The sequence below is a fragment of the Acinetobacter sp. OYA S30 genome (assembly GCF_033599315.1).
Lineage (GTDB): Bacteria > Pseudomonadota > Gammaproteobacteria > Pseudomonadales > Moraxellaceae > Acinetobacter > Acinetobacter baumannii.
This window is the reverse complement of record NZ_JAWVAV010000005.1, coordinates 26,622-38,572: the sequence shown is the minus strand read 5'-3', so window position 1 is coordinate 38,572 and position 11,951 is coordinate 26,622. Positions and strand designations below refer to the sequence as shown.

At 37.0% G+C, this 11,951-nt stretch carries 12 protein-coding genes and 1 pseudogene; 7 read left to right on the top strand and 6 right to left on the bottom strand.

Features of this window, described 5'->3' with window-relative positions; translation table 11 throughout:
- Positions 1-112: 112 nt before the first annotated feature.
- The 3 genes from R5R67_RS03955 (at position 113) to pyrF (ending at position 1,670) form a co-directional block, all read left to right on the top strand.
- Positions 113-415 carry an integration host factor subunit beta gene (locus R5R67_RS03955; RefSeq protein ID WP_000205997.1) on the top strand — a complete coding sequence of 101 codons (303 nt, stop codon included), beginning with the start codon at positions 113-115 and terminating at the stop codon, positions 413-415.
- Between the two features lie 24 nt (positions 416-439).
- Positions 440-805 (top strand): lipopolysaccharide assembly protein LapA domain-containing protein, encoded by a 366-nt coding sequence (locus R5R67_RS03950; protein ID WP_001269278.1) that lies wholly within the window; start codon positions 440-442, stop codon positions 803-805.
- Positions 806-971: 166 nt separating this feature from the next.
- Positions 972-1,670, top strand: a complete 699-nt coding sequence (gene pyrF, locus R5R67_RS03945) for an orotidine-5'-phosphate decarboxylase (protein WP_000392928.1) — start codon at positions 972-974, stop codon at positions 1,668-1,670.
- Here pyrF and R5R67_RS03940 read toward each other — a convergent pair.
- Positions 1,667-2,578: a lysine exporter LysO family protein gene (locus R5R67_RS03940; RefSeq protein WP_001190749.1), complete on the bottom strand. Its 912-nt coding sequence runs from the start codon at positions 2,576-2,578 to the stop codon at positions 1,667-1,669. The two genes, pyrF and R5R67_RS03940, sit on opposite strands and share 4 nt — an antisense overlap.
- A gap of 49 nt (positions 2,579-2,627) precedes the next feature.
- Complete coding sequence (locus R5R67_RS03935; protein ID WP_085943453.1) at positions 2,628-4,175, bottom strand: flavin-containing monooxygenase; 1,548 nt, start codon at positions 4,173-4,175, stop codon at positions 2,628-2,630.
- Positions 4,176-4,296: 121 nt separating this feature from the next.
- On the opposite strand from R5R67_RS03935, the gene R5R67_RS03930 reads away from it, so the two are divergent.
- The 4 genes and pseudogenes from R5R67_RS03930 to R5R67_RS03915 form a co-directional block, all read left to right on the top strand.
- Positions 4,297-5,316: a helix-turn-helix domain-containing protein gene (locus R5R67_RS03930; protein WP_000830355.1), complete on the top strand. Its 1,020-nt coding sequence runs from the start codon at positions 4,297-4,299 to the stop codon at positions 5,314-5,316.
- Between the two features lie 83 nt (positions 5,317-5,399).
- Complete coding sequence (gene zapE, locus R5R67_RS03925) at positions 5,400-6,542, top strand: cell division protein ZapE (RefSeq protein ID WP_000933387.1); 1,143 nt, start codon at positions 5,400-5,402, stop codon at positions 6,540-6,542.
- 369 nt (positions 6,543-6,911) lie between these two features.
- Positions 6,912-9,077: a malate synthase G gene (locus tag R5R67_RS03920; protein ID WP_000126961.1), complete on the top strand. Its 2,166-nt coding sequence runs from the start codon at positions 6,912-6,914 to the stop codon at positions 9,075-9,077.
- A gap of 101 nt (positions 9,078-9,178) precedes the next feature.
- Positions 9,179-9,310: pseudogene (locus R5R67_RS03915) on the top strand (GNAT family N-acetyltransferase); the annotation flags it as partial.
- A gap of 69 nt (positions 9,311-9,379) precedes the next feature.
- Here R5R67_RS03915 and R5R67_RS03910 read toward each other — a convergent pair.
- From R5R67_RS03910 to R5R67_RS03895, 4 genes are read right to left on the bottom strand one after another with little or no spacing between them, the layout of a single operon-like run.
- The gene (locus tag R5R67_RS03910) at positions 9,380-9,793 is read right to left on the bottom strand and encodes an ExbD/TolR family protein (protein WP_000525663.1); all 414 of its coding nucleotides are present in this window, start codon (positions 9,791-9,793) and stop codon (positions 9,380-9,382) included.
- 19 nt (positions 9,794-9,812) lie between these two features.
- Positions 9,813-10,235, bottom strand: coding sequence for an ExbD/TolR family protein (locus tag R5R67_RS03905; protein WP_000525862.1), 423 nt, complete (start codon positions 10,233-10,235; stop codon positions 9,813-9,815).
- A gap of 15 nt (positions 10,236-10,250) precedes the next feature.
- A complete protein-coding gene (locus tag R5R67_RS03900) occupies positions 10,251-11,132 on the bottom strand; it encodes a MotA/TolQ/ExbB proton channel family protein (protein ID WP_002009183.1) in 882 nt (293 codons plus the stop codon).
- Between the two features lie 40 nt (positions 11,133-11,172).
- Entirely contained in the window at positions 11,173-11,889 is a 717-nt protein-coding gene (locus tag R5R67_RS03895) for an energy transducer TonB (RefSeq protein WP_000525868.1), read from the bottom strand.
- Positions 11,890-11,951 lie beyond the last annotated feature (62 nt).

The window sequence follows — 11,951 nt, the reverse complement described above, 5'->3', positions numbered from 1 at the left end:
ATACAAATTACTGTAAACGGTAGCGTAGTATTCAACATACTGCGCTACCGTTTTGTATTTAAACAGGTTATTATCAAACGACTTAGAGTAGTAATAAATAACGAGGTCGTAGATGACTACTGAAGCTCTTAATAAGTCTGATTTGATTGAACGCATTGCGCTAAAAAATCCACACTTGGCTGAACCATTGGTGGAAGAAGCGGTTAAGATTATGATTGACCAAATGATCGAAGCTCTTTCGTCTGACAATCGTATTGAAATCCGTGGTTTTGGTAGCTTTGCATTACACCACCGTGAACCTAGAGTTGGTCGTAACCCTAAAACAGGTAAGTCAGTAGATGTTGCAGCGAAGGCTGTTCCACATTTTAAACCAGGTAAAGCACTCCGTGATGCAGTGAATGAATCTGGAAAATAAATAAAACTCATAAGTGGGGTGCCTATGCGTTATATTCTAATTGCATTACTCATTATTGTATTTGGCTATTCTTTAGCACTTGTTTTGCAGAACCCAACAGAACTTCCTGTTGATTTATTATTTACTCAAGTTCCTGCAATGCGTTTAGGTTTATTATTGTTGCTTACCTTAGCGCTTGGAATTGTGGTTGGGCTTTTATTAGGTGTACAAGTTTTCCGAGTTTTCCAAAAAAGCTGGGAAATTAAACGTCTCCGCAAAGATATTGATCATTTGAGAAAAGAACAAATTCAAAGTGCTCAATTGGCGGCAGCAGAAGCAGCTGCAAATGTAAGACATGAAAAAACTGTTGTAGATATTTATCCCCAAGATAAAAACTCTACTCCTTTATAATTTTTGGTACTACTCTTTATCTCGTCATAAAGAGTAGTATTTTCCCTTCTATATTCCTCATTATCCTTCTAGTTTAAAATCACTATTTCCTCATTTAAGAACTTGGTTCAATAGATTTCTTTATTACTGGCTGACTTGTCTATTATAATAGCGCTGATTTTATGTGATGGAAGAAAGTCTCTTGAGTATCATTGTTGCGTTGGACGCTAAAAGCCAATATGACGCTTTAAAAATTGTTGAACAACTTGATCCTACTTTATGTCGCGTAAAAGTAGGTAAAGAGCTTTTTACTCATGAAGGCCCATCTGTTGTAAAAAAACTTCAAGAAGAAAATTTCGAAGTTTTCCTAGATTTAAAATTCCATGATATTCCAAATACGACGGCTCAAGCTGTATGTGCTGCCGCAGACTTAGGTGTATGGATGGTTAACGTACATGCATCAGGTGGCCGTAAAATGATGGAAACCTGTGTGGAGCGTTTAAAAGCAGGTAATTATCAAACACAATTAATTGCGGTAACAGTTTTAACTTCTATGGGGCGTGAAGATTTAAAAGATATCGGGTTAGATATTGAACCTGTAGAACAAGTTAAAAGATTGGCGAAACTTACTAAAGAAAGTGGTTTAGATGGTGTAGTTTGTTCTGCTCAAGAAGCTAAAATTCTTCGTGAGTTAATTGGACAAGATTTCTCTTTAGTTACTCCGGGAATACGTCCTGAAGGTAGTAATGCAGATGACCAAAAACGTATTGTAACTCCGAAACAGGCAATGCTTGATGGGTCTACACATTTAGTTATTGGTCGTCCGATTACTAAAGCAGAAAATCCAACTGAAATGTTGAAATCAATTCTTGCTTCAATTGCTTAAAAGTTTAAAAACACAGTAATTAAAAGTGGAGCGAGTAGGCTTAAGAGTAAGCCGCTCATCATGGCATGTGGTACATAATGTGTGCCACATGACTGTTTTACCATTGCTAATGTTACATCCATTGAAGTAGCGCCAGCACTTGAAATTGCTGGACGTGGAAACCGCCAACCCATTGTATACATGAGTAAAATTGCAACTATCTCTCTAAATAGATCTGTGAGCAAGGCAATCCCACCTAACTCAGCTGAATGTAGCTGTGTAAATAAAATACCTGACATTGAATACCAACCATAGCCTTGGCCCAAAGCTAATATTTCATTAAGTGTAAACTCATGACCAAGTAAGGAATAGTTGAGAAACCCAGCTAAGCACGAGCCTATAAAGGCGGCCAAAGGTACAATAAGAATTTTCCAGCTTAACCATGTGCGATTAAAATGAGTAAAAGCAAGTTCGATTCCGATTAAAAAAATAAAAAGTAATAGTAAATACCAACTATTAAAGGGAATATGGGTATGTAATTGGGTAAGAAGAATTCCTAAAACCACGCCTATTGTTAAAGCTAAGAATGCCTTGGCAATATTTTTTAATGCATTCATAAAAAGTTGAAGTGAAATTTTCCCTTTAACACTTTCTTTATCAAAAATTGTATAGGCGAATAAGCAAGTAAAAAAAGAACCAAGAGAAGTGGTTAATGCAATTAATAGAGCAGGTGGAAGTATAGTAGAAGGATTATCAATTTGGTCAAGGGCGAGTGTTAGTTCTAAAGCCACACTGGTTAGTAAAATATAAGAAAAATAAGGCAGGATTTTAAAAATAAAATGCCGAATATTTAGTGAGAGTTTAGGACCTAGAAAATAACCAAATGCTAATACAAGAAAAATTTGAATAATGAGACTAATGGACTGCATATAATAATAGATAGATTGTTATCAACCTATCTATTATGTATTGAACATATTATGCTGCATAGCTCTGTGAGCATTTATTTAATAACAAATAATCTTTAGGATTAACTTTACGAGTGTCTAGCCAATATTTCCATGTATAAGTTGGCCATAAAGAAAAGTTCTTTCCATCGGCAGCTTGATACCAGCTGCTACATCCGCCAGCTTGCCATACAGTACCTTGAAGTTGTGTTTGTATTCTTTGATTGAAGGAATCCTGAACTTCCGGTTTAACTTCTATAGCGTGCTGTCCAGATTTTTCAACCAGATCAATAAGCTGTAAAATATAATTAACTTGTGACTCAATCATAAATATAATCGAATTATGACCTAAAACGGTATTTGGCCCGACCAGTTGAAATAGGTTAGGAAAATTCTTGGTCATAATTCCATAATAACTTTCTGCACCGTTTTTCCAGGCCTGTTTCAATTCAATTTGATTGCGACCAATACATGTAAAATGTTTTAAATAAATACGTGGATCGGTAACAAAACCAGTTCCATAGATTAAACAGTCAATTGGTCTTTCTTTTCCATCCTTTGTAATAATAGTGTTCTCTTTAATTTCTTGAATACCCTCGGTCACTAATTCAACATTTTTTCGGTTAAAAGTAGGGAAGTATTTATTTGAAATTAGAATGCGTTTACAGCCCATCACAAAGTCTGGTGTAAGTTTCTTGGCTAAATCTTTATCTTTAACTTGGAAACGTATAAATGCCTCAGCTAATTTTTGCCCATATTTCATGATTTGCGGCTGAACTATAGGAACAACGCGAGATTCATTACTCCAATAAAGGCGGCTGCGATGAATTTGTCGGTATAGGTTTGATTTTTTAAATAGAGCTTTGCTCAAATTAGAGTATTTACGCTCATCTCGTGGGATAACCCAAGCTGCTGTACGTTGGAATACATATAATTGCTTAACGTCTTTTGCGATTTCTGGAATATATTGAATTGCACTACCACCAGTACCAATGGAAGCAACTGATTTACCTTCTAGACTGTAGTCATGTTCCCATTGGGAAGAGTGAAAAACTTTACCCTTGAACTTTTCAATACCTTGAATATGAGGGATTTGTGGAATATGTAGTGGACCTGATGCAAAAACTACAAATTGTGCTTCGAGAGAAGGTTGGTTTGCAAAATCTAGTGTCCATATATGGCGCACTTCATCATACTGTACATGAGTAACCTCATGGTTAAACTTACAGTAGTTTTTAATTTGATATTGATTGGTTATATCTTGGATATAATCGAAAATTTCAGGAGCTTCTGCATAACGTTTTGACCAGTCAGTTTTAGGTGCAAAAGACAAAGAGTACATATGTGATTGAACATCACACGCAGCTCCTGGATAGCGGTTTTCACGCCAAGTTCCACCGACATCATTAGATTTTTCTAAAATAAAAAAATCTGATTGTTGGCTTTGTAACAGACGAATAGCCATGGCAAGGCCACCGAATCCAGCACCAATAATTGCGATTTTAGTTTTTTGAATAGCATGTTGTTTTGCGTTTAGCATTGGAAACCCTGCATATGCGGTAAAGAGGATTGCAGGCAAGACTAACGTTTTTTAAACAGTTTAAACATGATTGTATCGACGTGAAAATTGATAGATTCGGCAATTAATTTTATCACTTCTTTATAGTAAAACATTTCAGTCTAGGGAAATTGATAAAAGAATGAAACGATCGGCACTTGGTTTAATCTATTTAATTCAAGGAATGCGCAATGCGGGCATTGATGTCGACTCACGTTTGGCAGATATAGGTATTAAAGTAGATTCCTTGGACCCAAGCTCAACAATTCATGACAGTTTGGAATGGGATATACAGCAAATTATTAGTGAGAATGTTGACCCAGAGAAAGGATTATTTATTGGACAACATTACGCATTGGCAGGTTATGGTCCTTTACTCATGTTACTTGTGACCAGCCATGATATACAAACAGCCTTAGAAAAAGGCATACAGTATCAAAAGCTTACGCATTTATTTGGTACTTTGAGCTTACAAGAAACTGAAAATCACATCATTTTAAACTATTTACCGGTCGATTTAAAAACAGAAATCGGTTTACTCCGTGCCCAATGCGAAATTTCGGGCACTTATAAGTTTATTCAGGATATTTATACCATGATGGGCTTAAAAATGCCTGATATGCGTATAGATTTACCATTTCCGAAACCCTCTGATCCAGATACCGTTGCTCAATATTACGCATATTATGGAGATGATCTACATTTTAATTCTACACATGCAGCATTTAGCCTAAGTAACAATATGCTGGAAATAAAAATTCCTTCAGCAGATATTATTACTCATCGTATCTATGAGGCTAAATGTATTAAAGAAATAGAAAGATTAAATGAACAAGATCATCAAATACCGCCTATTATTCAATATGTGCAAGATTATTTAGAGCTACAACAAGGAATTATCCCGAGCATGGCGGAAACCGCTTTTGCTTTGAAAATGCCTGAAAGGACATTAAGGCATCAATTGCAGCAGCTTAATACGAGTTATAAACAAATTCGTGAACAGATTATTAAGAATAAGGCGCTTAAACTTATGGAATATAAAGAGTATTCAATAGAAGTTATTGCAGAAGCACTTGGTTATTCTGAACCTGCCGCTTTTAATCATGCATTTAAAAGATGGTTTGGACAGAGTCCTCGGCAATATGGAAAAGAGTTTTACTGAGTGTAACTCTTGATGCTAAAAGCTAATGTGGTCGGACAAAATGTTCGCTATACTCTCTTCAGTTAAAATTGAAATAAAATGATATGTTAAATTTAAAATCTTCTCATAGTACTGCATTTACTCCGTCTTCCCCAGCAGAGCGCTATGCTGAGGCATTGGCTTCAGGCCAGTTTATGGCAGATGAGGCACAAGCACAGGCAGTGCAAGAATTAGATCGTGTATGGAAAGAACTTTTAAATCGTTATAAGGCTTCTAAAAAAGCTTTCCGTCGTTTCCGCCGCCAAACTTCTCCAAAAGGCGTATATATGTGGGGCGGTGTAGGACGTGGCAAAACTTGGCTTATGGACCAATTTTATGAGTCTGTACCATTTCGCCGTAAAACACGTATGCATTTTCATCACTTTATGCAACATGTTCATAAAGAGTTAAATAAACTTTCGGGTCAACGTAATCCACTCGATATCGTAGCTGATCAAATTTATAAAGATGCTGTCGTTATTTGTTTCGATGAGTTTTTTGTCTCGAACGTAACTGATGCAATGATTTTGAGTGACTTATTCCAAAAGTTATTTGTTCGTGGTGTAACGCTCATTGCAACTTCAAACATTGCACCAGACGGTTTATATAAAAACGGGATTCACCGTGATCGTTTTATTCCTACAATTGAAATGGTTAAAAAGAACTGTGTCGTTTTAAATGTAGATGCAGGGGTGGATTACCGTTTACGTGTTTTAAAACAGGCTCAATTGTTTAAATCACCATTAGGTAATGAAGCTCAAAGCTGGATATCAGAGCGTTATACTGCTTTAACTCATACTCAAACCAATTCTCATGAACCGATTGTGATCAATAACCGTGTTGTTGAAACACTAGGGCATACGGAAGATGTTTTATGGTGTGAGTTTTCTGAACTTTGCTTAAAGCCGCGTAGTCCAGCAGACTTTATTGAAATTGCCAATATTTATAATACGGTTTTGGTCAGCAATGTTCCTCACTTAACAGACTTCTTGTCTGAAGGCACACGTCGTTTTATCTATCTAGTCGATGAATTTTATGATCGTGGAGTGAAACTACTTTTAACCTCTCAAGATAGTATTATTGATATCTATCAAGGCGAGAAATTGGCTTTTGAAATTGAGCGTACTCGTTCACGTTTATTAGAAATGCAGTCAGATGAGTATTTGCATTCTGAACATCGACATATTGATGCGACTAAAACTTCTTAAGAAATCAGATATGAAGAGCGCTCTAAATTGAGCGCTTTTTTTACAACAAAAAAAGATAAATTTAGCGAAATAGTACTTTTTCATTGTGCAAAGTTTGATATAACTAAATACGCTTTAAAAAAAACAAGATAGTGAAATTTTTTGTCTGTTAACAAAAAGTCTAGTTTCAGTATCTTTAAATATTGAATAAATTGTTGGGAATCCTAGTTAGAATTTTAATATTTTCCTATATAGAAAAATTTATCTTTGTCAATAGTTATGCAAGGGAAAATGCTTACTATTTAGGAATGTGATATTAGTATTCAGCTTAATTTAAATCGGTATACTAGGATTCTCTTGGTATAAAAAGTAGCAACTTCAGGAAAGACAATGACTGCACGTATTCAAAAAGGCAAGTTAGCGATTGCTAAAGAACTTTACGATTTTATCGAAAATGAAGCTTTACCAGGTTCTGGTTTAGATAGTGAAACTTACTGGAAGAACTTTGAGCAAGTTGTTGTCGACCTTAGTCCAAAGAATAAAGCATTATTGGCTAAGCGTGATGAATTACAAGCAAAAATTGATGAATGGCACCGCAACAATAAATTTGAATTAGGTGCTTACAAAGCATTTTTAACTGAAATTGGTTATTTATTACCAGAAGTTGAAGACTTCCAAATTACTACTGAAAACGTAGATGAAGAAATTGCATTGTTAGCAGGGCCACAATTAGTAGTGCCTGTACGTAATGCACGTTATTGCTTAAATGCAGCAAATGCGCGTTGGGGTTCTTTATATGATGCACTTTACGGTTTTGATGTAATTTCAGAAGAAGGCGGTGCAGAAAAAGGAAAAGGATATAACCCTGTACGTGGTGCGAAAGTTATTGAGTTTGCTAAAAACTTCTTAAATGAAATTTTCCCGCTTGCGCAAGGATCACATGCTGATGCAACTAAATATGCAATCGAGCAGAATAAACTCGTTGTGACTTTAAAAGATGGTACTAAAACTGGCTTAGCTCATGAAGCTCAATTTGTGGGCTTCAATGGTGAAGAAGCGAACCCTTCAGAAGTTGTTCTTTTGAGTAATGGCCTACATGTCATTATTGAAATTGATGCGAATAGCCCAATTGGCCAAACTGATTTAGCGGGTGTTAAAGATCTAACACTTGAAGCTGCGGTTACAACAATTCAGGATCTTGAAGACTCTGTAGCAGCTGTTGATGCAGAAGAAAAAGTTGAAGGTTATCGTAACTGGTTAGGTTTGATGAAGGGTACTCTTCAAGAATCTATCGAAAAAAATGGTAAAACAATTGTTCGCGCTTTGAATAAAGACCGTGAAATTAAAAATTTGATCGGTGGCACAACAAAACTTCATGGTCGTTCACTTATGTTACTTCGTAACGTAGGTCATTTAATGACGAATCCAGCGATTTTAGTTGATGGTGAAGAAATTTTCGAAGGTATTATGGATGCGTTGGTAACGCCATTGTTATCAATTGCTGACATCCGTAGTGAAAACGAAAATAAAAACTCTCGTAAAGGGTCTATGTATATTGTTAAACCAAAAATGCATGGTCCTGAAGAAGTTGCTTTTGCTGTTGAGTTATTTGAGCGTGCTGAGCAAGCCTTAGGATTACCAGCGAAGTCTTTAAAAATCGGTATTATGGATGAAGAACGCCGTACATCTGTAAACTTGAAAAACTGTATTGCTGCTGCTAAAGATCGCACAATCTTTATTAACACTGGGTTCATGGACCGTACTGGTGATGAAATTCATACTTCTATGGAAGCTGCTCCAGTTGTTCGTAAAGAAGCGGTTAAAACACAAAAATGGATTGCTGCATACGAAAACCGTAACGTTGCAATTGGCTTGAAATGTGGTTTACAAGGTAAAGCTCAAATTGGTAAAGGCATGTGGCCAAAACCAGATAGCATGAAAGATATGTTGGCAACTAAAGCTGCTCATCCAAATGCTGGTGCTTCATGTGCTTGGGTTCCATCACCAACTGGTGCTGTACTTCATGCGATGCATTACCATCAAGTAAATGTAAAAGCACGTCAAGATCAGTTAAAAGCTGAAGAAATGTTGTCATTAGATGACTTGTTAACTCCTCCATTTGCAACTGATACAAACTGGTCAGCAGAAGAAATTAATAACGAACTTGAAAATAACTGCCAAGGTATTTTAGGTTACGTTGTTCGTTGGGTTGACTTAGGTGTAGGTTGTTCAAAAGTTCCTGATATTAACAATGTGGGCTTAATGGAAGACCGTGCAACATTACGTATTTCTTCTCAACATGTTGCCAACTGGTTACGTCACGGTATCGTGACTCGTGAACAAGTTGAAGAAGTGCTTAAACGCATGGCAAAAATTGTTGATGAACAAAATGCGAATGATCCATTGTATAAACCAATGGCAGCTAACTTTGAAACTAATATTGCTTTCCAAGCAGCTTCAGACCTTATCTTTAAAGGTTGTGAACAGCCTTCTGGTTATACTGAGCCATTACTACATGCGGCTCGTTTAAAATTAAAAGGTTATACAGGTGACTAATTTTAACCTGTTATAAAAAAGCCTCTTCGGAGGCTTTTTTATTTCCGGTATATTTTGTGCTTATAGATAAGGCGTGAATTTATAAATAAAGGATTTCAAGTTTGATTAACTTAAAAAATCTCGATCGTGAAAATTGGCTTCTATGCGCAAAATTATCATTAGATGAATCTCAAAAGGACTATGTCGCGCCAAATGTATACTCTATTGCTGAGTCTAAAGTCGAGGAACACTTTAAAAAAACGCTAACTGAGAATTCAAGTTAGCGTTGAAGGAAATGGAATTAACTAAAGTTAAAAGCGATATTAATTGTTACTCACAATCCCAATTTTAGTTACACCTAAACGCTGCGCCGTAGCCATGACCATCGCTACATTTTTATATTCAGCCATTTGGTCTGGTTTAAGTTTGATTTGGTCTTGATCTTTTTTGGCGACAACACCTTGAAATAAAGTCTCTAGTGCCTTGCGGTCAGAAACCTGTTGGTTATTCCAAAATACTTTGCCTGCTGCATCAATTCTTACATCAATGACTTCAGGTGGCTTTTCATTTGTTGGTGGCGGTGTGCCATTTGGCAAATTAATATTAATCGCATTGTTTGGTGCAGGTATAGTAATAATAAACATAATAATGAGTACCAGCATGACATCAATAAGTGGTGTCATGTTCACCTCTAGCATTAAATCGTCATCATTATTTGAACCAACATTCATACCCATAAAATTCTCCTTAAGATCATTACGGGGAGGCTGGAGGGGTAGTAACAAAGGCAATTTTGCCAATACCAGCTTGTTTGGTCGTACTAATGACCTGATCTATCGCTTCAAAATGGGTAAGCTGATCTCCTCGAATATGTACCTCCGGCTGCGGTCTTTTTTGTGCCACAGCTTGTAATTTTGCTAACAATATTTCTTTATTCGGTACATAACTCTCGTTCCAGAAAATATCGCCTTTCTTATTAACTGAAAGTTGGATGTTTTCAGGCGTGGTCGCGTACGGAGTATTTTTTTCTTCTGGTAGTTTCACCGGAACTGTATGCGTAACTACCGGAATAGTAATAAGAAAAATAATAAGTAAAACCAACATGACATCTACGAGAGGTGTCGTGTTAATCGTTCCAATCATTTCGTCATCATCTTCAGAACCAACACTCATACCCATAATGTCTGCTCCTGATTATTTAATGCTGCGATTAATTGAATTGTTGGTATTAATTTCTCCGCTTAATAAAACTGCATGTAAATCTGAACCAAATGAACGAACATTTTCCATCACTGCTTTATTACGACGAGTCAACCAGTTGTAACCCAGTACAGCAGGTACTGCGACCGCAAGACCAATAGCTGTCATAATGAGAGCTTCACCAACTGGGCCTGCAACTTTATCAATAGATGCCTGACCTGAAATCCCGATTGCAGTTAAAGCGTGATAGATTCCCCATACTGTTCCGAAAAGACCTACGAAAGGTGCTGTAGAGCCAACTGTTGCTAAAAAAGCGAGACCGCCGCCTAAATGGTTTTGTACTTTTTCGATAGCACGTTGTATTGAAATGCTCACCCAAGTATTAAAGTCAATGCGTTCAAGTAGTGAGCCGCCGTGTGATTTAGTCGAGTTAATGCCTTTTTCTGCAATAAAACGGTACGCGCTACTTTGTTCTAAACCTTCTGCAGCATTATCAAGGGAAGTTGCTTCCCAGAAATGTTTTTCAGCTTCTTTACCTTGGCGTTTGACTTTACCTTGTTGTAATAATTTAGAGATGATGATGTACCAAGTACCAATCGACATGAGTACTAAAATAAATAAGGTAGACTTAGCGACTAAGTCACCTTCACGCCAAAGGGCTTCTAGACCATATGGATTTTTAACAGTTTCACTTGTTGCAGGCTTTGGTGGTGGAGTTGGAGTAGTTGTATTTGAAGTAGCTTCAGTAGTTGCTGTTGCCACAGGAGCATTGCTCGTTTCTTCTGCGAAAACTGAGCTTAATGGAAGTAACGAGCAAGCTGCGATTAAACTTGCAGAAGCGAAATGTACTAGTGGTTGAGTTGATTTTTTCATCATATATCTCCAATATTTTTTAATTTCTTGCTAATTCAATTGTTTATTCAATTACGAATGGATATTCAATTTCATACCAGTCTTGCTGAGGCACGCCATCTTTCATTGCTGGTTTGAACGTACATAAGCTGTAGGCTTTAGTTGCTGCTTTATCTAAAATTTTGCTGCCACTCGATTTTTTTACTTTGACATCAATGACTTTGCCGGATGTATCAACCAAAACACGTATACGCACCGTTCCTTGCTCTTCGTTCATGAGTGCTTCGCGTGGATATTCTGGTTTTTCACAGCCTGCAGAGCCTTCTGAAACACCACGAGTTACACCAGCGGATTTAGGTGCTGGTGCAGCAGCTGCCACTGGAGCTGGTGCAGCAACAGGGCTCGGAGAAGGAGTACTAGGTGCAGCAGGAGCTGGAGTAGCGACTTTAGTCGGTTGAGCTACTGGCGTCGTTTTTTGTACTGGTGTTGCTACTTTCTCTACTTCTTTTGGTGGCTCAGGAACCTTGGCAACTTTTTCTACCATTTTTGGTGGCTCAGGTGGTTTTTCCTTTGGTTTCGGCTCTTCCGGTTTTGGTGGAGGAGGTGGCTTAATATCCTGAATAATTTGTAATTCCACAGGTTTTTCTGCTGGTTTTTGAATGTTGTTTGCTAAACCTGATATCAGAATATAGGCAACAAGAAGATGCAGAAAAATGACTGCAGCAATACCAATTAGGCGTTTGGCAGATTTATTTTCTATGTCTGTAAAAGTCATGCCCATAGTTACTCCTGAAACTGTAGACAAACAATTTTTAAAATGACTGTTTGGCTAAGAATGAGTAT

Excerpts from the sequence above, each read along its gene's own strand:
- R5R67_RS03895 (WP_000525868.1), bottom strand. The coding sequence starts at position 11,889 with ATGGGCATGACTTTTACAGACATAGAAAATAAATCTGCCAAACGCCTA.
- R5R67_RS03900 (WP_002009183.1), bottom strand. The coding sequence starts at position 11,132 with ATGATGAAAAAATCAACTCAACCACTAGTACATTTCGCTTCTGCAAGT.
- R5R67_RS03910 (WP_000525663.1), bottom strand. The coding sequence starts at position 9,793 with ATGGGTATGAATGTTGGTTCAAATAATGATGACGATTTAATGCTAGAG.
- zapE (WP_000933387.1), top strand. The coding sequence starts at position 5,400 with ATGTTAAATTTAAAATCTTCTCATAGTACTGCATTTACTCCGTCTTCC.
- R5R67_RS03905 (WP_000525862.1), bottom strand. The coding sequence starts at position 10,235 with ATGGGTATGAGTGTTGGTTCTGAAGATGATGACGAAATGATTGGAACG.
- R5R67_RS03930 (WP_000830355.1), top strand. The coding sequence starts at position 4,297 with ATGAAACGATCGGCACTTGGTTTAATCTATTTAATTCAAGGAATGCGC.
- R5R67_RS03920 (WP_000126961.1), top strand. The coding sequence starts at position 6,912 with ATGACTGCACGTATTCAAAAAGGCAAGTTAGCGATTGCTAAAGAACTT.
- R5R67_RS03950 (WP_001269278.1), top strand. The coding sequence starts at position 440 with ATGCGTTATATTCTAATTGCATTACTCATTATTGTATTTGGCTATTCT.
- R5R67_RS03955 (WP_000205997.1), top strand. The coding sequence starts at position 113 with ATGACTACTGAAGCTCTTAATAAGTCTGATTTGATTGAACGCATTGCG.
- R5R67_RS03940 (WP_001190749.1), bottom strand. The coding sequence starts at position 2,578 with ATGCAGTCCATTAGTCTCATTATTCAAATTTTTCTTGTATTAGCATTT.
- pyrF (WP_000392928.1), top strand. The coding sequence starts at position 972 with ATGGAAGAAAGTCTCTTGAGTATCATTGTTGCGTTGGACGCTAAAAGC.